The 18252-nt window shown below is 68.3% G+C and carries 15 protein-coding genes; 9 read left to right on the top strand and 6 right to left on the bottom strand.

Annotated elements, in window-relative coordinates; translation table 11 throughout:
- Window positions 1-138: 138 nt before the first annotated feature.
- On the top strand, window positions 139-891 hold the full coding sequence (locus ACE3RQ_RS16075) for an SDR family NAD(P)-dependent oxidoreductase (protein WP_374523069.1): 753 nt from the start codon (window positions 139-141) through the stop codon (window positions 889-891).
- A gap of 142 nt (window positions 892-1033) precedes the next feature.
- The gene (locus tag ACE3RQ_RS16070; RefSeq protein ID WP_374523068.1) at window positions 1034-1699 is read left to right on the top strand and encodes a DUF2202 domain-containing protein; all 666 of its coding nucleotides are present in this window, start codon (window positions 1034-1036) and stop codon (window positions 1697-1699) included.
- Between the two features lie 9 nt (window positions 1700-1708).
- Here the strand turns inward: ACE3RQ_RS16070 and ACE3RQ_RS16065 are convergent, their stop codons facing one another.
- A complete protein-coding gene (locus ACE3RQ_RS16065; RefSeq protein WP_374523067.1) occupies window positions 1709-2233 on the bottom strand; it encodes a GNAT family N-acetyltransferase in 525 nt (174 codons plus the stop codon).
- A 145-nt stretch (window positions 2234-2378) separates the two neighbouring features.
- Here ACE3RQ_RS16065 and ACE3RQ_RS16060 point away from each other — a divergent pair, with 145 nt between their 5' ends.
- Window positions 2379-3923 carry a murein L,D-transpeptidase gene (locus ACE3RQ_RS16060; protein WP_374523066.1) on the top strand — a complete coding sequence of 515 codons (1545 nt, stop codon included), beginning with the start codon at window positions 2379-2381 and terminating at the stop codon, window positions 3921-3923.
- Window positions 3920-4486, top strand: a complete 567-nt coding sequence (locus ACE3RQ_RS16055) for a DUF882 domain-containing protein (RefSeq protein WP_374523065.1) — start codon at window positions 3920-3922, stop codon at window positions 4484-4486. The genes ACE3RQ_RS16060 and ACE3RQ_RS16055 overlap by 4 nt, the downstream gene beginning before the upstream one ends.
- A gap of 9 nt (window positions 4487-4495) precedes the next feature.
- Here ACE3RQ_RS16055 and ACE3RQ_RS16050 read toward each other — a convergent pair whose 3' ends face one another.
- Both ACE3RQ_RS16050 and ftsH read right to left on the bottom strand, forming a co-directional pair.
- Window positions 4496-5335 carry a plasmid replication/partition related protein gene (locus tag ACE3RQ_RS16050; protein ID WP_374523064.1) on the bottom strand — a complete coding sequence of 280 codons (840 nt, stop codon included), beginning with the start codon at window positions 5333-5335 and terminating at the stop codon, window positions 4496-4498.
- The gene (gene ftsH, locus ACE3RQ_RS16045) at window positions 5332-7209 is read right to left on the bottom strand and encodes an ATP-dependent zinc metalloprotease FtsH (RefSeq protein WP_374523063.1); all 1878 of its coding nucleotides are present in this window, start codon (window positions 7207-7209) and stop codon (window positions 5332-5334) included. The genes ACE3RQ_RS16050 and ftsH overlap by 4 nt, the downstream gene beginning before the upstream one ends.
- A gap of 384 nt (window positions 7210-7593) precedes the next feature.
- Between ftsH and ACE3RQ_RS16040 the strand changes: the two genes are divergently transcribed.
- From ACE3RQ_RS16040 to ACE3RQ_RS16020, 5 genes are read left to right on the top strand one after another with little or no spacing between them, the layout of a single operon-like run.
- On the top strand, window positions 7594-8580 hold the full coding sequence (locus tag ACE3RQ_RS16040) for an ABC transporter substrate-binding protein (RefSeq protein ID WP_374523107.1): 987 nt from the start codon (window positions 7594-7596) through the stop codon (window positions 8578-8580).
- Window positions 8581-8585: 5 nt separating this feature from the next.
- Window positions 8586-9428, top strand: coding sequence for an ABC transporter permease (locus tag ACE3RQ_RS16035; protein ID WP_374523062.1), 843 nt, complete (start codon window positions 8586-8588; stop codon window positions 9426-9428).
- Window positions 9425-10246 carry an ABC transporter ATP-binding protein gene (locus ACE3RQ_RS16030; RefSeq protein ID WP_374523061.1) on the top strand — a complete coding sequence of 274 codons (822 nt, stop codon included), beginning with the start codon at window positions 9425-9427 and terminating at the stop codon, window positions 10244-10246. The genes ACE3RQ_RS16035 and ACE3RQ_RS16030 overlap by 4 nt, the downstream gene beginning before the upstream one ends.
- Complete coding sequence (locus ACE3RQ_RS16025; RefSeq protein WP_374523060.1) at window positions 10243-10449, top strand: DUF4089 domain-containing protein; 207 nt, start codon at window positions 10243-10245, stop codon at window positions 10447-10449. Before ACE3RQ_RS16030 ends, ACE3RQ_RS16025 begins: the two co-directional genes overlap by 4 nt.
- A 16-nt stretch (window positions 10450-10465) precedes the next feature.
- Window positions 10466-11860: an AtzE family amidohydrolase gene (locus tag ACE3RQ_RS16020; RefSeq protein WP_374523059.1), complete on the top strand. Its 1395-nt coding sequence runs from the start codon at window positions 10466-10468 to the stop codon at window positions 11858-11860.
- A 71-nt stretch (window positions 11861-11931) separates the two neighbouring features.
- Here ACE3RQ_RS16020 and lpdA read toward each other — a convergent pair whose 3' ends face one another.
- The 3 genes from lpdA to aceE are packed head-to-tail and all read right to left on the bottom strand — an operon-like array spanning window position 11932 to window position 18146.
- The gene (lpdA, locus tag ACE3RQ_RS16015) at window positions 11932-13761 is read right to left on the bottom strand and encodes a dihydrolipoyl dehydrogenase (protein WP_374523058.1); all 1830 of its coding nucleotides are present in this window, start codon (window positions 13759-13761) and stop codon (window positions 11932-11934) included.
- A 15-nt stretch (window positions 13762-13776) separates the two neighbouring features.
- Window positions 13777-15426, bottom strand: a complete 1650-nt coding sequence (gene aceF, locus ACE3RQ_RS16010; protein ID WP_374523057.1) for a dihydrolipoyllysine-residue acetyltransferase — start codon at window positions 15424-15426, stop codon at window positions 13777-13779.
- A gap of 17 nt (window positions 15427-15443) precedes the next feature.
- A complete protein-coding gene (gene aceE / locus ACE3RQ_RS16005) occupies window positions 15444-18146 on the bottom strand; it encodes a pyruvate dehydrogenase (acetyl-transferring), homodimeric type (RefSeq protein WP_374523056.1) in 2703 nt (900 codons plus the stop codon).
- Window positions 18147-18252: the final 106 nt, after the last annotated feature.

Genomic DNA, 18252 nt, shown 5'->3' with positions numbered 1-18252 from the left:
ACGGATGATGGGCAAGGCCCGCCCGCGCGGCATCGTCCGAACCGACGAAGTTGGGGCCTGCCCGGGTGACAGCGCCCCGCCACATGCGCTGCCCATAATGGGGCGATACCCCCACCCGGCATTCAAAGGAGAGACCCCATGCGCCTGCCAGACAAGACCATCCTCATCACCGGCGGGGCCAGCGGCATTGGCCTGGCCACCGTGCAGCGCTGCCTGCAAGAAGGCGCCAACGTGGTGATGGCCGACCTGCCCGGCAGCGACGGCCCCCAGCAGGCCCAGGCACTGGACGCGCAATACCCCGGCCGCTGCGCCTTTCTGCCGGTGGACGTGACCTCCACCGAGCAGGTGGACGCACTGGTGGCCGCCGCGGTGGGCCGCTTTGGCCGCCTGGATGGCGTGTTCAACAACGCCGGCATCGGTGGCATGAGCCCGGCCGAGCAATACCCCGACGCCGACTACCTGCGCGTCATCGACATCAACCTCAACGGCGTGTTCCGCGTGGCCCGCGCGGCGCTGCGCCAGATGTACGCGCAGGGCAGCGGCAGCATCGTGAACTGCGCCTCCATCCTGGGCGTGTTCGGCCAGAGCGCCACCGCCGCCTACACCGCGGCCAAGGGCGGCGTGGTCAACCTCACGCGCACCCTGGCGCTGGAAGGCGCGGCGCACGGCGTGCGGGTGAACGCCCTCGGCCCCGGCTACATCGACACCCCGCTGCTGGCCGGGCTTGACCCCGCCATGCGCCAGGCCCTCATTGGCCTGCACCCGCTGGGGCGCCTGGGCCGCCCCGAAGAAATTGCCAGCGCCACCGTGTTCCTGCTCAGCGAAGAGGCCAGCTTCGTGACCGGCGCCCACCTGTTGGTGGACGGCGGCTTCACGGCCGGCAAGTCCTGAGGCGGGTGCCGCGCGCTGTCATCGCTGCAACATTTGCAACGAACGCTTACGCCAGCGGGACGAACGGCACCTTGGAATGCCACCAGGCGGGGCCACCTGCCACAGAAGGGCTGCGAGGGCAGCCGTCTGGAGGAACCCCAACATGCAGCGAAAGCAGTTCTTGCGCGCCCTGGGCGCGATGGTCGGTGCCGGCGCCCTGGGCTCGGTGTTGTCGGCCTGTGGCGGCGGTAGCGCCGCCGATGGTCTTGAGCCCGTGGCCAGCGCCACCGGCACCTCTGGCACCACCACCCTGTCGGCCGAGGAGATCGCCGGCCTGAAGTTCATGCGGGAAGAGGAAAAACTCGCCCACGACGTGTACGCCGCCCTGTACAGCGTGTGGGGCGCGACGATCTTCGACAACATCTCGCAGAGCGAAACCACGCACACCGAAACCATCCTGGCCTTGCTCGACAAATACGGCGTGGCCGACCCGGCCGCCGGCAAGGCCCCGGGCGAGTTTGAAGACCCCGAGCTGCAGGCCCTCTACAACGCGCTGATCGCGGCCGGCCGCGCGTCGCTGATCGAGAGCCTGAAGGTGGGCGCCCTGATCGAAGAAACCGACATTCGCGACATCACCGAAAAGAAGCTGGCCACCGACGAGGCCGACATCCTGCGCGTGTACGACAGCCTGATGTGCGGCTCGCGCAACCACCTGCGGGCCTTCAACGGCGCCCTGCTCGATCAGGGCGTGGTGTACGTGCCCACCGTGATCACGCAAGCCGAGTGGGACGCCATCGCCAACTCGACCATGGAAACCTGCGGCGGCTGACCCCGGCCCTCAGGCCCCGGCCTCGGCGCCCCGCCACATGAGGCGGGCGTCCGCCCCGTAGCTGGCGAGCTTGGCCGCCATCTCGCGCGGGGCCACCTCGCGGAAACCGTGGCGCGCCCAGTAGCTGCTGGAGCCCTGGATGGCGATCAGGCACATCTGGCGCCACTGGCCGTGGCGGGCGGCGTCCATCACCCGGCGAATCAAAGCGCCGGCCGCGCCGCTGCCGCGCAGCGTGGGCGACACGGCCACGTCGTGCACATAGAGCGCGTCGGCGTGGGGTGGGGGGTTGCAGTGCGGCTGGTCGAGCACGGGCAGCTCGGGAAAGGCCACCGGCACCGCGATGGCGTAGGCCACGGGCTGCTGGTCGGCCACGGCCACGAAGCAGGTGTCGGGCGCGGCTTGCAGCTTGGCCTGCAGCGACTCGCGCGACTCGGGCTCGATGGCGGTGTAACAGGCCGCCTGGATGCGCAGGACGGCGTCAAGATCGGCCACGGCCATGGGCCGGACCTTCAGGTCGGAATGCAGGGAAGTCATGGGCTTGAAGGGCGGGCATTTTAGTCCCGGGGGTATGCACCGCCGGGAAGCTCGGGCAGCCAGACGGCGGCCGGATACCCCCCCGGAGCACCGACAATGGCGCGATATGCCTTTTTGTGAGCCCGTTTCCCGTGGCCTGCGCGGCATGGCACTGGCCCTGACCCTGGGGCTTGGGTTCATGGCGTCTGCCCAGGCCAACGCCGCCGACACGCCCTCGCCCTGGTTCGAGGCCGGCCGCCCCAGCCCACTGGCCCGGCAGGCGCTGGACCTGCTGGCCGCCGCCCCCAGCCACGGCCTGAGCCCTTCCGACTACGCCACCGAGACCCTGCGCCAGCGCCTGGGCTTGGCCACCGACGACGCCACGCGCCAGCGCCTGGGCCAAGACCTGACGCAGGCCCTCACCCAGTACCTGCGCGACCTGCGCCAGGGCCGGGTGGACCCGCGCCAACTGGGCTACCGCTTCGAGCCGCCCGCCCACGCCAGCTTCGACCCCGCCGCCCTGCTGGCCCAAGGCCTGGCCACCGGGCGACTGGCCGACTTGCCCAGGCAGGCCGCCCCCGCCCTGCCTCAGTACGCCGAACTGCGCCAGGCAATGCAAGGCCTGCAGGCCCTGGCCGGCCACCCCGCCTGGGCCCAGCCCCTGGCGCCGCTGCCGCGCCCCAAGCCCAAGCGCCCGGGCAAGCTGGAGCCCGGCCAAGCCTGGGACGGTCTGCCGCGCCTGGGCGAGCGCCTGCGCCTGCTGGGCGACCTGCCCCCCAACGCCGCCCTGCCCGCCAGCTACACCGGCCCCTGGGTAGACGCCGTGAAGGGCTTCCAGGTGCGGCATGGCCTCACGGCCGATGGCGTGATCGGCCAGGGCACGCTGGCCGCGCTGGAGGTGACGCCCGAGGCGCGCGCCCAGCAAGTGGCGCTCAACCTGGAGCGCCTGCGCTGGACACCGCTCACCCAGGCGCCGCGCATGGTGGTGATCAACATCCCCGAGTTCACCCTGCGCGCCTACGAGGTGCAGGGCGAGCGCATCGCCGTGCGCCACACCATGCGCGTGATCGTGGGCAAGGCACTCGACACCCGCACCCCCGTGTTCGACGAGTGGATGCGCTTCATCGAGTTCAGCCCCTACTGGAACATCCCGCCCTCCATCGCGCGGGCCGAGACCGTGCCGCGCCTGCGCCGCGACCCGGGCTACCTGGCGCGCGAAAACATGGAGTTCGTGCACGGCAGCGGCGCCACCAGCACCGAGGTCACGCCCCAGGTGCTGGCCGACGTGCTGGCCGGGCGCGCGCGCATCCGCCAGCGCCCGGGCCCCAAGAACGCGCTGGGCGAGATCAAGTTCACCTTCCCCAACAGCGAACACATCTACCTGCACCACACGCCCTCGGTGGGCCTGTTCGAGCGCACCCAGCGCGACTTCAGCCACGGCTGCGTGCGGGTGCAAGACCCGGTGGCCCTGGCCCTGTTCGTGCTGCAAGACATGCCGCAATGGACCGAGGCCCGCGTGCGCGAGGCCATGGCTGCCGGCCAACTGCAAACCGTGAAGCTGGCCACGCCGGTGCCAGTGCTCATTGCCTATGGCACGGCCCTGGTGAAACAGGGCCAGTTGCACTTCTACCCCGACATCTACGGGCACGACCGCGCCCTGGCCCAGGCCATGGCCCAGACCCGCGCCCTTCCCCTCAAGGCCACGCCATGAACCCACCCCACCACGCCCCCCGCCGGCGCTGGCTGCGCCAGGCCGCCACCACCACCCTGGCCCTGGCGCTGCCGGGCCTGGCCAGCAGCGCCCGCGCCGCCAGCCTGAACAGCGGCCCCGAGCGCGCCCTGGCCTTTGCCCACACCCACACCGGCGAGCGCCTGAGCCTGGTCTATGCCGTGGGCGACCACTACCTGAACGATTCGCTCTTCAGCCTGAACCACTTCCTGCGCGACCACTACAGCGGCGAGCAAGGCGTGATGGACCCCCGCCTGTTTGACCTGCTGCACCGCCTGCGGCTGGAGCTGGGCGCGAGCCAGAACTTCGAGGTGATCTCGGCCTACCGCAGCCCCAGCACCAACGAGCACCTGCGCGCCACCCGCGCCGGTGGCGTGGCCAAGCGCAGCCTGCACATGGACGGCCGCGCCATGGACATTCGCCTGCCCGGCGTGCCCCTGGCCGACCTGCGCCAGGCCGCGCTGTCACTGCGCCTGGGTGGCGTGGGCTACTACCCGCGCGAACAGTTCGTGCACGTGGACACCGGGCCGGTGCGCCACTGGTAAGGCCAAGGCTCAGAACGGGGCCGTGCCACCGGGCGCCTGAAGCGCCTGCAATTGCTCGCGCAGGGCGGCGTTCTCGGCCTCCAGCTCGGCCACGCGGCGGCGCAGGGCCTGCAGCTCATCGGCGCCGCCTTCTTTGCCAGTGGCCGGTGCCATCGCCTCGTCGGGCGGGGCCGCAGGCGCTTCGGCGCGCGGTTTGCGCTTGGCCTCGCGCACGCGCTTGGCAGCCTGCTTGAGTTCGTCCACACCGGCCTGGGCCACGGCCTTTTGCTCCTCTTCGGGCAGCGAGGCCACGGCTGCGGCGGCGTTGATGGAAATGGCGCCGGCCTTCACCGCCGCCACCACCTCGGGCGCGGCCTGCTTTTGAATTTTCTCGATCAGCACCACCTGGCTGCTGCTCAGGCGGGCTGCCTTGGCAATGTCTTCGCGGCTCTTGAGCGGCTGGGGCTCGGGCGCGGGCACCGGCTCGGCCGGTGTGTCAGCGGCCCCGGTGGGGGGCACGTCATCCGTGGCCTGCGCGCGGGCGCGGCGCGCCGCCAGAATTTCGCGCTGGCGCAGGGCCAGCACACCGCGCTGAAAGTCGGACACGCTGCGCCGGCCCAGGTGCTGCTCGATCATCCACAGGTGCACGTCTTCCAGCGACTGAAAGCGCGGGTTCTGCACCGTCTTGAACGGCAGGCCGTGTTTCTGGCAAATGCCGTAGCGGTTGTGGCCGTCCACCAGCACATCGCCCCACAGCACCAGGGCATCACGGCAGCCCTCGGCCAGGATGCTGCGCTCCAGCGATTCGTGCTCTTGCGGCGTGAGGGGTTCGATATAGGCTTTGAGTTCTTCGTTGACGACGATGTTCATGGGGTCTGGTCAGGGGCACGGCTGGGGGCCGGCATTGTAGGCGCCGCCCTCCCCTCGTCCACGCCGACGATCGCCCTCAGCGCCGCCTCGTCCAGCGTCTCGCGCTCCAGCAGGGCCTGCGCGCCGGCCTCCAGTCGCGCGCGTTCGCGCACCAGCAGTTCGGTGGTTCGCGCCAGGGCCTGGGTCACGATCTCGCGCACCGCCTCGTCGATGCGCTGGCGCGTCTCGGCGCTGAGCTGCCAGCCGCCCGGCGCGTAGCCAGGCACCTCCAGAAAGGCCTGGCGCGGTGGCTCGTAACTCAAGGGCCCCAGCGCGGGCACCATGCCAAAGCGCGTGACCATGTCGCGCGCGATGTCGGTGACCTTGGCCAGGTCGTCCGCCGCGCCGGTGGACAGCTCGCCAAACACCAGTTGCTCGGCCGCGCGCCCGCCCAGCAACACCATGATCTTGTGCTCCAGCTCGGCGCGGGTCATCAGGAAGCGGTCTTCGGTGGGCCGTTGAATGGTGTAGCCCAGCGCGCCAATGCCGCGCGGAATGATGGACACCTTGTGCACCACGCCGCCGTCGCCCAGGCGCAGCGCCACCAGGGCGTGGCCCATCTCGTGGTAGGCCACGATGCGCCGCTCGCGCGGGTTGAGCAGGCGGTTCTTCTTCTCCAGCCCGGCCACGATGCGCTCCACCGCCACGGTGAAGTCGTCCACGCTCACCTCATCGGCGCCCCGGCGCGTGGCGGCCAGCGCGGCCTCGTTGCACAGGTTGGCCAGGTCGGCGCCCGAGAAGCCGGTGGTGAGCTGGGCCACCTGCTCCAGGTCCACCTGGGCACCGAGCGTGATTTTGCGGGTGTGCACGCGCAGCACCTGCACGCGGCCGGTCTTGTCGGGCCGATCCACCAGCACCTGGCGGTCAAAGCGGCCGGCGCGCAGCAGGGCCGGGTCCAGCACCTCGGGCCGGTTGGTGGCCGCCAGCAGCACCAGCCCGGTGGAGCTGTCAAAACCGTCGAGTTCGGCCAGCAACTGGTTAAGCGTCTGCTCGCGCTCGTCGTGCCCGCCAATGGCCGAGGCCGCGCCACGCGCGCGGCCCAGCGCGTCAAGTTCGTCAATGAAGATGATGGCCGGCGCCTGCGCCCGCGCCTGCTCAAACAAGTCGCGCACGCGGGCCGCGCCCACGCCCACGAACATCTCCACGAACTCGCTGCCCGAGATGCTGAAAAACGGCACCCCGGCCTCGCCCGCCACCGCCTTGGCCAGCAGGGTCTTGCCCGTGCCAGGTGGGCCCACCAGCAGCACGCCACGCGGCAGGCGCGCCCCCAGCCGGCCCCGGCCCTTGGGGTCTTTCAGAAAGGCCACGATCTCCTGCAGCTCGGCCTTGGCCTCGTCCACCCCGGCCACGTCGGCAAAGGTGACGCCGGTGTCGGCCTGCACGTACACCTTGGCGCGGCTCTTGCCCACGCTCATGAAGCCACCCAGCCCGCCGCCCTGCTTGTCCAGCACGCGGCGAATCAGGAAGAACCACAAGGCAAAAAACACCAGCCCCGGCAGCACCCACGAGAGCAGGTCGCGCAGCAGCGTGCTTTCCACCACGCGGCGGTACGGCACCGGGTAGGCCGAAAGGCGCTGCGCCAGGTCGGGCTCCACCCGGTTGGCCACCAGCGTGGTCTTGCCGTCGGACCCGGGGGATTTCAGCCGCCCGGTGAGCGTGGTGTCGCCCACCGTCACCTCGTCGATGCGGCCATCGGCCAAGGCCCGCTCGAACTCGCTGTAGGGCACGGCCTCCACCGTGCTGGCCGCCTGCCAGGCCGACTGCAACCACACCAGCAGCAGCAAGGCGAACACCCAGTAGCCCACGTTCCACGATGTCTTGTTCACGGCCGGCATGGCACCCCCTCTTTTCTCGGCTTGGCGATACAGCGGGGAGCATCGCCGCAAACGGCGCGGGCGTCAAAGCACCGAGCGGCTCAGGCCTGCGCCAAGTAAGTGATCGATCAGCCCGATCGGCAGCAGGTCCGTCGTGGTGCACAGGCCGCGCCAATCTGGCGCGTTGCGCACCGCCCCGATGCCAGCTACCCCGCTGTGCACCTGGCGGGCCCCACAGCGCGCGCCAAACCATCATCGAGAGGCGAATGGGAGACCGGCACCAGATGGCATCGATATTGCGAAGGAGAAGAACAAGCAATCGCTTGATTGCCTCAAGTCCCCAAATTCACTTCTCATCGTTCTCATAGGAGCCTTTCCATGACCACCACCTCGTCCACCGCCCCCATGAGCCCCCAGCGCCGACACCTGCTGCGCGCCGGCGCGACCAGCCTGGCCATCGGCGCGCTGGGCGCGCCCGCCGTGTTGCGCGCCCAGAGTGCCCCGGTGGTACGCGTGGGTTATTGGCCCATCGCCGCGGGCCTGCCTTTCTACGCGGCCGTCGAGCTGGGCTACTTCAAGGAAGCGGGCCTGAACGTCGAGGTACAGCGCTACGCCGGCGCACAGCAGGTAATGGAGGCCATGCTGGCCGAGCGCTGTGACGGCAGCGCCAACGGCACCGGCTCGGCCAACATCGCCATCGGCGAACTGGCCGCGCCGGGCAGCTTCAAGATCTTCTGCTCCAACCCGAGCAATGCCAAAAACGTACTCGATGAAGTGATCGTGCCCGTGGGCAGCAGCGCCAAGTCGGTGGCCGACCTCAAAGGCAAGCGCGTGGGCAGCGGCCCCGGCATCCAGAACGTGACCTTGGCCAAGACCGTGCTTGAGCGTGGCGGCGCCACCGGGGCCACCGTGGTCGAGCTGCCCATTGGTCAGCACGTGGCGGCACTGGCCGCCGGCCAGATCGACGGCGCCTATACGCTGGAGCCCACCGGCACCGTGGGCCGCCTCAATGGCAGCACCCGCGTGCTGGAAGCGGGCGTGATCTCGCGCTACGTGCTGGGCGACCCCATGGCCCCCTGGTTCGGCGGCTCGGCCTCGCTCACCGCCAGCTTCCTGAAAAAGCACCCAGCCGAAGCGAAGAAGTACATCGCCGCCTATGGCCGGGGCGTGGCCTATGTGCGCCAGCAGCCAGCCGAAGCGCGCAAGTTCCTGAAGGGCTACACCGCCATCGAAGGCGCGCTCACCGCCGAGGTACCACTGGCGGCCTACACGATGTACAACGAGTTCACCCCGGCCGACGTGGCGCACTTTCAAAAGTTCTTCGACCTGTTCGCCGAGAAGGGCGTGTTCAGCTCGCGCCTGATGGTCGACTCCATGCTCTACAAAGGCTGAGCGCCATGGCCGCCCAACCTCTTGCCGCGGCCAACGAGGCCGCCAAACCCTGGGTGTCCCCGGCTGCCAGCGCCCCGATCGCCGTCCCGCGTACCACCGACTGGGGCCGCGCCCTGCCCTTCGTGGGCCCGGTGGTGCTGTTCATCGTGTGGGACCTGGTGGTGCGCCTGGGCTTGGTCAAGCCCATCCTGCTGCCGCCGCCGCTGGCCGCACTTGGCGCTTTGGCCAATGGCCTGGCGGGCGGTGCGCTGCTTGGCGATTTCGCCGTCACGGTGTGGCGCACGGTGCAGGCCTTCGGCATCGCTGCCGTCATCGGCATGCCCCTGGGCGTGCTGCTGGGCAGCAACGAGAAGGCTTACCGCAGCGTGGAGTTCCTGATCGACTTCTTCCGCTCCACGCCCTCATCGGCCCTGATCCCGCTGTTCCTGATGATCTTCGGCGTGTCCGACATCAACAAGGTGGCGATCGCGGCTTTCGGTGCCCTGCTGATCGTCACCTTCAACAGCGCCTACGGCGTGATCAACGCCCGCAAGCAGCGCGTGATGGCGGCGCGGGTGATGGGCGCTACGCGATGGCAGATCTTCAAAGACGTGCTGGTTTGGGAAAGCCTGCAACCCAGCTTCGTGGGCCTGCGCTCGGCCGTGTCCATGGCGCTGGTCATCGTGATCGTGGCCGAGATGTTCATCGGCGCCGACAGCGGCCTGGGCAACCGCATCATCAACGCCCAACAGGTGATGAACGTGAAAGACATGTACGCCGCCATCCTGGCCGCCGGTGCGCTGGGCTATGCACTGAACGTCCTATTCCTGCTCGTCGAGCGCCGTATCGTTCACTGGAGCGGACGATGAGCCGATTCCTCAATGCCCCCGTCTTTGCAGACGTGCCCACGCGCCCCTTCCAGCCGGGACCTGCGGGCACGCACATCACCATCCGCGGCCTCACCAAGTACTTCGCCGGTTGGCCGCTGTACGAGAACTTCGACCTCGACATCCCCAAGCACAAGATCGTCTCGGTCTTCGGGCCCAACGGCTGCGGCAAATCCACACTGATCAACATGATCGCCGGGCTGGTTCCCATCGACGCCGGTGAGATCTTGTTCGATGGCAAAAGCCTGAAAGACACCAAGATCGGCTATGTCTTCCAGAACTACCGCGAGGCGATGTTTCCCTGGATGCGAACCATCGACAACATTGCCTACCCGCTGCAGCTGGCTGGCAAGAGCAAGGCCGAGGTGGACCGGCGCATGGCCGAGCTGGTGGCCTCTTTCGACGTGAAGTTCGACCTGAACCGCTACCCCTACGAACTCTCGGGCGGGCAGCAGCAGACCGCGTCCATCATGCGCGCGCTGGCACCCGAGCCCGAGGTGCTGTTCCTCGACGAGCCGTTCTCTGCACTCGATTTCGAGATGACGCTGTTCATCCGCGAAAAGCTGCAAGAGGTTTTCATACAGACCGGCACGACCATGGTGCTGGTCTCGCACGACCTGGAAGAGGCCGTCTACCTGGCCGACGAGGTGCTGCTGCTGACCAAGCGCCCCACCAAGGTGGCCGAAATCCTGCCCTACACCGACCCTCGCCCTCGCACCACCGCCACCCTCTCCGAGCCCAGCTTCGTGGCCGCCAAGAAGCGCAGCCTGGAGGTGTTTCAGCGCGAGGTGCGGCGATGACCGAAGCCCACACCTTGGCCTACGTGCAGGCCTGCGCCGTGGCACTGAACTTGCCACTGGACGATGAGCGTGCCACCCGCGTGGCCTTGCACCTGCAGCGCACCTGCGCCATGGCCGCGCTGCTGGACGACGTGCCGCTGGGCCCACACGACGAATTGGTTGAGATCTACCGACCCGCCCCCTACTTTCCCCCGATCGATTGACCACCAGGCACCCAGCATGTCCATCGGCCTCACTGTCCACCAAATTGCGCAGGCCGTGGCCAGCGGCCAGCGCAGCGCGGTTCAGGTGCTGGAAGAACACATCGCCCGCATCGAGGCGACCGATCCCGCCATCAATGCTTTCACCAGCCGGCGCTTCGCCCAAGCCCGCCAGCAGGCCACTGCCATCGACGCCCGGCGCCAGCGTGGCGAAGCGCTGGGCTCCCTGGCTGGCGTGCCGTTCGCTGTGAAGAACCTGTTTGACGTCGCTGGTGACGTCACCATGGCCGGCTCGGCCGTCCTGCGCGACCATCCCCCCGCCAACCGGCACGCCGTGCTGGTGGAGCGTCTGCTGGCGGCCGATGCGGTGCTGCTGGGCTCGCTCAACATGGACGAGTTCGCCTACGGCTTCACCACCGAAAACCACCACCACGGCGCCACCCACAACCCTCACCGCGCTGGCCACACGGCCGGTGGATCATCCGGCGGTAGCGGCGCGGCCGTGGCCGCCGCGCAAGTGCCGCTCACGCTGGGCTCCGACACCAATGGCTCAATCCGCGTGCCGGCGTCCTTCTGCGGGGTGTGGGGCCTAAAGCCCACCCTCGGGCGGCTTTCGCGCCGGGGCTGCTACCCCTTCGTGGACAGCCTCGACCACCTGGGCCCGCTGGCCAATGACGTTACCGGACTCGCCCTCACTTACGACGCCCTGCAAGGCCCCGACCCACAAGACCCGGGCTGCCACGCGCTGGGCATTGACCCCACCACCGAAGGGCTGCACCTGGGAACACAAGGCCTTCGAATTGGCGTGCTGGGTGGCTATTTCCACGAGCAGGCCGGCCCGGCGGCGCGCGCGGCCGTAGAGGCCGCCGCCACCGCGCTGGGCGCGCGCGACGAGGTGCTGTGGCCAGACGCCGCGCAGGCACGCGCTGCGGCCTTCGTCATCAGCGCCAGCGAAGGCGGCAGCCGTCACCTGCCGCTGCTGCGCCGCTGCCCCGAGGCGCTGGAGCCGCTTTCGGTGGACCGCTTCATCGCTGGCGCTCTGCAACCCGCCGCCTGGTACCTGCGGGCACAGCGCTTTCGCCACCTGCACCGCAAGCGCGTCAATGCCCTTTTCCACGATTGGGACGTGTTGCTCGCCCCCGCCACGCCCTTGTCGGCACCTGCCATCGGCACAGAGTGGATCGACATCAATGGCCAGCGCCTGCCCTGCCGCGCCTCCATCGGCGTACTCACGCAACCCATTTCGCTCTCGGGCTGCCCCGTGGTGGCCGCGCCCCTGTGGCCTGCGGGCAGCGACGGCCTGCCCATCGGCGTGCAGCTCATCGCTGCGCCGTGGCGCGAAGACCTGGCACTGCGCACCGCCCACGCCCTGCAAGCCAGCGGCGTGGCGCGTCTGCGCCCACCGGCGGCCTGAGACGGGCCCACTCGACAAAAAGCCCGGGCCGTTGCCGACCCGGGCTTTTGTTCGTGAGTGGCAGAACCGCTTTACTTCTTCTGCGGCGGCACGTCGGTGCAGCTGCCGTGCGCCACCTCCGCCGCCATGCCGATGCTCTCGCCCAGCGTGGGGTGCGGGTGGATGGTCTTGCCGATGTCCACCGCGTCGGCGCCCATCTCGATGGCGAGCGCGATCTCGCCAATCATGTCGCCCGCGTGCGTGCCCACGATGCCACCGCCCAGGATCTTGCCGTGGCCGTGCGCCTCGGGCGAGTCATCGAACAGCAGCTTGGTCACGCCCTCGTCGCGCCCGTTGGCAATGGCACGGCCCGAGGCCGTCCACGGGAACAGGCCCTTCTTGACCTTGATGCCTTGCGCCTTGGCCTGGTCTTCGGTCAGGCCCACCCAGGCCACCTCGGGGTCGGTGTAGGCCACGCTGGGGATGACGCGGGCGTTGAAGGCCGCAGCCGCCAGTTCTTTGTTGCCCTGCAGTTCCCCGGCAATCACCTCGGCCGCCACGTGCGCCTCGTGCACCGCCTTGTGCGCCAGCATGGGCTGGCCCACCACGTCGCCAATGGCGAAGATGTGCGGCACGTTGGTGCGCATCTGGATGTCCACGTCGATGAAGCCGCGCTCGCTCACCGCCACGCCGGCCTTGTCGGCGGCGATCTTCTTGCCGTTGGGCGTGCGGCCCACGGCCTGCAGCACCAGGTCGTAGGTGCCTTCGCTCTTGGTGCCGTCCAGCCCCTCGAACTGCACCTTGATGCCCTCGGGCGTGGCTTGTGCCCCCACCGTCTTGGTCTTCAACATGATGTTGTCGAAGCGGTGCTGGTTCATCTTCTGCCAGACCTTGACCAGGTCGCGGTCGGCGCCCTGCATGAGGCCGTCCATCATCTCCACCACGTCCAGGCGCGCGCCCAGGGTGCTGTAGACGGTGCCCATCTCCAGGCCGATGATGCCGCCGCCGATGATGAGCATCTTCTTGGGCACACCTCCATCATTGACAGGAAGCGCCAGCGCGCCGGTGCTGTCCACGATGCGCGGGTCTTCGGGCAGGAAGGGCAGTCGCACGGCTTGCGAGCCGGCGGCGATGATGGCGCGCTTGAAGGCCACCACTTTCTGGGTGCCGGTCTTCTCTTGCCCGGTGCCGGTGGTCTCTTCCACGGTCAGGTGGTTGGGGCCGGCGAAGCTGCCGTAGCCGCGCACCACGGTGACCTTGCGCATCTTGGCCATGGCGGCCAGGCCGCCGGTGAGCTTGCCGATGACTTTCTCTTTGTGGCCGCGCAGCTTGTCCACGTTGACGCTGGGCGCGCCAAAGTCCACGCCGAGCGCGGCCATGTGGCTGACCTCGTCCATCACCGCGGCCACGTGCAGCAGGGCCTTGGAGGGGATGCAGCCCACGTTCAGGCACACGCCGCCCAGGGTGGCGTAGCGCTCAACCAGCACCACCTTCAGGCCGAGGTCGGCCGCGCGGAAGGCGGCCGAGTAACCACCAGGGCCGCCACCGAGCACGAGCACGTCGCAGTCGAGGTCGGCTGCGCCGTTGTAGCTGGCGGCGGTGGGGGCCAACACTGGCGCGGCGGCCGCGGGAGCCGGTGCGGCGGCGGCGGGAGCCGGTGCAGCGGCGGGCGCTGCTTCAGCGCCGGCCACCTCCAGCGTGAGCACCACCGAGCCTTGCTTGACCTTGTCGCCGAGCTTGACCTTCAGTGCCTTCACCACGCCGGCGTGCGACGAGGGGATTTCCATCGAGGCTTTGTCGGATTCCACCGTGATGAGGCTTTGCTCGGCCTTGACCGTGTCGCCTTCCTTGACCAGCAGCTCGATCACGGCGACTTCGTCGAAGTCGCCAATGTCGGGAACCTGGATGTCCATGAGTGCCATGTTCGGGTTCCCTTCTTAGAGCAGCACGCGGCGGAAGTCGGCCAGGATCTGGCCGAGGTAGGCGTTGAAGCGCGCCGCGGCAGCGCCGTCGATGACGCGGTGGTCCCAGGTGAGCGAGAGCGGCAGCATCAGGCGCGGCACGAATTGTTTGCCGTCCCACACGGGTTCGGTCTGGCTCTTGCACACGCCCAGGATGGCGACCTCGGGCGCGTTGATGATGGGCGTGAAGTAGCGCCCACCGATGCCCCCCAGGCTGGAGATGGTGAAGGTGGCCCCGCTCATGTCGGCCGGGCTGAGCTTGCCGTCGCGGGCTTTCTTGGCGAGTTCGGCCATCTCCTGGCTGATCTGCAGCACGCCCTTCTTGTCGGCGTCTTTGATCACGGGCACCACCAGGCCGTTGGGCGTGTCGGCCGCGAAGCCAATGTGCCAGTACTGCTTGTAGATGAGCGCGTCGCCGTCGAGGCTGCTGTTGAACTCGGGGAACTTCTTGAGCGCGGCCACGCAGGCCTTGATCAGGAAGGCCAGCATGGTGACCTTGATGCCGTTCTTCTCGTTTTCCTTGTTGGTGGACACGCGGAAGGCTTCGAGTTCGGTGATGTCGGCGTCGTCAAAGTTGGTGACGGCCGGGATCACCACGGCGTTGCGCGTGAGGTTGGCGCCGCTGATCTTCTTGATGCGGCTCATCTCCTTGCGCTCGATGGGGCCGAACTTGGCGAAGTCCACCTTGGGCCAGGGCAGCAGCTCCAGGCCCACGCCAGAGCCCGCAGCAGCAGCCGGCGCCTTGGCCGCCTGGGCCAGGGTCTGCACCGCACCACTCATGACCGAGCGGGTGAAGGCTTGCACGTCTTCGGCCGTGATGCGGCCCTTCTGCCCCGAGCCCTTCACCTCGGCCAGCGGCACGCCCAGTTCGCGGGCGAACTTGCGCACCGAGGGGGAGGCGTGGGGCAGACCCAGCGCCGGGGTGGAGGTGGGGTTGTGGGCGGGGGCGGCGGCCACCGCCACGGTGGCAGCGGCCGGTGCCACGGCGGCGGCCTGGGCCACCGGCGCGGGCGCGGGGGCCGGCGCTGCGGGTGCCGATGCGGCCGCCGTTGCAACGCCTTCCAGCACGGCCAGCAGGTCACCGATGTTGACCTTGTCGCCCACCTTGACCTTCAGTTCCTTGAGCACGCCGGCGGCCGACGAAGGGATCTCCATCGAGGCCTTGTCCGACTCGACGGTGATGAGCGACTGCTCCACCGCGATCGCGTCGCCCGGCTTCACCAGCACCTCGATCACGGCCACGTCCTTGAAGTCGCCAATGTCGGGCACGCGCACCTCCACCGGGCCGGCGGCCGCGGGGGCCGCCACCGGGGCGGGAGCAGGCGCGACGGCCATCGGGGCGGCGGCGGGCGCAGCAACAGGAGCGGGTGCCGGCGCGGCGGCTTCGCCAGCGGCGTCCACCACCAGCACCACCGAGCCTTCCTTCACCTTGTCGCCCAGGGCCACGCGCAGTTCCTTCACCACGCCCGCGTGGGACGAGGGAATCTCCATCGACGCCTTGTCCGATTCCACGGTGATGAGCGACTGCTCGGCCTTCACCGTGTCGCCGGGCTTCACCAGCACCTCGATCACCGCCACTTCGTCGAAGTCACCGATATCGGGGACCTTCACTTCGATCAATGCCATGTTGGTCTCTCCCCTTATCAGGCGTACAGCGGGTTGGTCTTGTCGGCGTCGATGCCGTACTTCTGGATCGCCTCGGCCACCTTGGTCATGGGCACCGAGCCCTCATCGGCCAGCGCGCGCAGCGCGGCGACCACGATGTAGTGGCGGTTGATCTCGAAGTGCTCACGCAGCTTGCTGCGGAAGTCGCTGCGGCCAAAGCCGTCGGTGCCCAGCACCTTGTAGGTGCGGCCCTTGGGCAGGTACGGACGAATCTGCTCGGCGTAGTTCTTCATGTAGTCGGTAGACGCCACCACCGGGCCGGCGTGCGAGGCCAGCTGTTGCGACACGAAGGACACGCGCGGGGTCTCCAGCGGGTGCAGCAGGTTCCAGCGCTCCACGTCCTGGCCATCGCGGGCCAGCTCGTTGAAGCTGGGGCAGCTCCACACGTTGGCGGCCACGCCCCAGTCTTTCTCGAGCAGTTCCTGCGCGGCAATGCTCTCGCGCAGGATGGTGCCCGAGCCCAGCAGCTGCACGCGCGGCGTGAGCTTGGCGCCCTCTTTGCAGAGGTACATGCCCTTGATGATCTGCTCTTCCGTGCCGGGCTTCAGGCCAGGCATGGCGTAGTTTTCGTTGAGCAGGGTCAGGTAGTAGAAGACGTTTTCCTGCTTCTCCACCATGCGCTTCAAGCCGTGGTGCAGGATCACCGCCACTTCGTGCGCGAAGGTCGGGTCGTAGCTGACGCAGTTGGGGATGGTGCCAGCCAGGATGTGGCTGTGGCCGTCTTCGTGCTGCAGGCCCTCGCCGTTGAGCGTGGTGCGACCCGAGGTGCCGCCCAGCAGGAAGCCGCGCGCTTGCATGTCGCCAGCGGCCCAGGCCAGGTCACCGATGCGCTGGAAGCCGAACATCGAGTAGTACACGTAGAACGGAATCATGATCCGGTTCGAGGTGCTGTAGCTCGTGGCCGCGGCGATCCAGCTGCTCATGCCGCCGGCTTCGTTGATGCCCTCTTGCAGGATCTGGCCGGCCTTATCTTCCTTGTAGTACATCACCTGGTCTTTATCGACCGGGGTGTACTGCTGACCATGCGGGTTGTAGATGCCCACTTGGCGGAACAGACCTTCCATGCCGAAGGTGCGGGCCTCGTCCACCAGGATGGGCACCACGCGCGGGCCCAAGGCCTGGTCGCGCAGCAGCTGGGTGAGGAAGCGCACATAGGCCTGGGTGGTGGAGATCTCACGGCCTTCGGCGGTGGGCTCCAGCACGGCCTTGAAGGTTTCCAGCGAGGGCACGGTGAAGCTCTCGTCGGCCTTGGTGCGGCGGTGCGGCAGGTAGCCGCCCAGGGCCTTGCGGCGCTCGTGCAGGTACTGCATCTCCGGCGTGTCGTCGGCCGGCTTGTAGAACGGGATCTTCGGCAGCTCGCTGTCGGGGATGGGGATGTTGAAGCGATCGCGGATGTACTTGATGTCTTCGTCGGTCAGCTTCTTGGTCTGGTGAACGGTGTTCTTGCCCTCACCGGCCTTGCCCATGCCAAAACCCTTCACGGTCTTGATCAGCAGCACGGTGGGCTGGCCCTTGTGGTTGACGGCCTGGTGGTAGGCGGCGTACACCTTCTGCGGGTCGTGGCCACCGCGCTTGAGGTTCCAGATGTCGTCGTCGCTCATGTGGGCCACCAGCTCCAGCGCCTTCGGGTCACGGCCGAAGAAGTGCTTGCGCACGTAGGCACCGTCGTTGGCCTTGAAGGCCTGGTAGTCGCCGTCCAGCGTCTCCATCATGATCTTGCGCAGGGCGCCGTCCTTGTCGCGCGCCAGCAGCGGGTCCCAGTTGCTGCCCCACAGCAGCTTGATGACGTTCCAACCCGCGCCACGGAACTCGCCTTCGAGTTCCTGCACGATCTTGCCGTTGCCGCGCACCGGGCCGTCCAGGCGCTGCAGGTTGCAGTTCACCACGAAGATCAGGTTGTCCAGGCCCTCGCGCGCGGCCAGGCCGATGGCGCCCAGGCTCTCGGGCTCGTCCATCTCGCCGTCGCCGCAGAACACCCACACCTTGCGGTTCTCGGTGTTGGCGATGCCGCGGGCGTGCAGGTACTTCAGGAAACGCGCCTGGTAGATCGCCATCAGCGGGCCCAGGCCCATCGACACCGTGGGGAACTGCCAGAACTCGGGCATCAGCTTGGGGTGCGGATAGCTGGAGAGGCCCTTGCCGTCCACTTCCTGGCGGAAGTTCAATAGCTGCTCTTCGGTCAGGCGGCCTTCCAGGTAGGCACGGGCATACACACCGGGCGACACGTGGCCCTGGATGTAAATGCAATCGCCACCGTGGTTCTCGCTCTCGGCGTGCCAGAAATGGTTGAAGCCGGCGCCGAACATGTGGGCCAGCGAGGCAAACGAGCCGATGTGGCCGCCCAGGTCACCACCGTCTTCGGGGTTGTGGCGGTTGGCCTTGACCACCATGGCCATGGCGTTCCAGCGCATGTAGGCGCGCAGGCGCTCTTCAATTTCGATGTTGCCGGGGCAGCGGGCCTCTTTGTCGGGCTCGATGGTGTTCACGTAGCCCGTGGTGGCCGAGAACGGCATGTCAATGCTGTGTTGACGGGCCTCTTCCAGCAACTGCTCCAGCAGGAAATGGGCGCGTTCCGCACCCTCTCGCTCGATGACGGCGGCCAGCGCCTCCATCCATTCCCGGGTTTCCTGGGCATCCACATCCCCGGCACCACGGCCGTTCTGAGGGTCGGTCGCTGACATGCGTGTCTCCTGTTGCGTCAAGTCGAAGGTGCAGGGTACTCCCCTGCTGGCGCGCGAATTCTTCCACAGATCGGATGGCGTTTCAATATCTGGTTACTGATTTCAT

It is taken from the genome of Hydrogenophaga sp. (genome assembly GCF_041913525.1).
GTDB lineage: Bacteria > Pseudomonadota > Gammaproteobacteria > Burkholderiales > Burkholderiaceae_C > Hydrogenophaga.
This window is presented reverse-complemented; position numbering and strand designations above follow the sequence as displayed.

What these genes read in the sequence shown, in the direction of transcription:
- ACE3RQ_RS16075 (WP_374523069.1), top strand. Translation starts at nt 139, where the DNA reads ATGCGCCTGCCAGACAAGACCATCCTCATCACCGGCGGGGCCAGCGGC.
- ACE3RQ_RS16070 (WP_374523068.1), top strand. Translation starts at nt 1,034, where the DNA reads ATGCAGCGAAAGCAGTTCTTGCGCGCCCTGGGCGCGATGGTCGGTGCC.
- ACE3RQ_RS16065 (WP_374523067.1), bottom strand. Translation starts at nt 2,233, where the DNA reads ATGACTTCCCTGCATTCCGACCTGAAGGTCCGGCCCATGGCCGTGGCC.
- ACE3RQ_RS16060 (WP_374523066.1), top strand. Translation starts at nt 2,379, where the DNA reads ATGGCACTGGCCCTGACCCTGGGGCTTGGGTTCATGGCGTCTGCCCAG.
- ACE3RQ_RS16055 (WP_374523065.1), top strand. Translation starts at nt 3,920, where the DNA reads ATGAACCCACCCCACCACGCCCCCCGCCGGCGCTGGCTGCGCCAGGCC.
- ACE3RQ_RS16050 (WP_374523064.1), bottom strand. Translation starts at nt 5,335, where the DNA reads ATGAACATCGTCGTCAACGAAGAACTCAAAGCCTATATCGAACCCCTC.
- ftsH (WP_374523063.1), bottom strand. Translation starts at nt 7,209, where the DNA reads ATGCCGGCCGTGAACAAGACATCGTGGAACGTGGGCTACTGGGTGTTC.
- ACE3RQ_RS16040 (WP_374523107.1), top strand. Translation starts at nt 7,594, where the DNA reads ATGAGCCCCCAGCGCCGACACCTGCTGCGCGCCGGCGCGACCAGCCTG.
- ACE3RQ_RS16035 (WP_374523062.1), top strand. Translation starts at nt 8,586, where the DNA reads ATGGCCGCCCAACCTCTTGCCGCGGCCAACGAGGCCGCCAAACCCTGG.
- ACE3RQ_RS16030 (WP_374523061.1), top strand. Translation starts at nt 9,425, where the DNA reads ATGAGCCGATTCCTCAATGCCCCCGTCTTTGCAGACGTGCCCACGCGC.
- ACE3RQ_RS16025 (WP_374523060.1), top strand. Translation starts at nt 10,243, where the DNA reads ATGACCGAAGCCCACACCTTGGCCTACGTGCAGGCCTGCGCCGTGGCA.
- ACE3RQ_RS16020 (WP_374523059.1), top strand. Translation starts at nt 10,466, where the DNA reads ATGTCCATCGGCCTCACTGTCCACCAAATTGCGCAGGCCGTGGCCAGC.
- lpdA (WP_374523058.1), bottom strand. Translation starts at nt 13,761, where the DNA reads ATGGCACTCATGGACATCCAGGTTCCCGACATTGGCGACTTCGACGAA.
- aceF (WP_374523057.1), bottom strand. Translation starts at nt 15,426, where the DNA reads ATGGCATTGATCGAAGTGAAGGTCCCCGATATCGGTGACTTCGACGAA.
- aceE (WP_374523056.1), bottom strand. Translation starts at nt 18,146, where the DNA reads ATGTCAGCGACCGACCCTCAGAACGGCCGTGGTGCCGGGGATGTGGAT.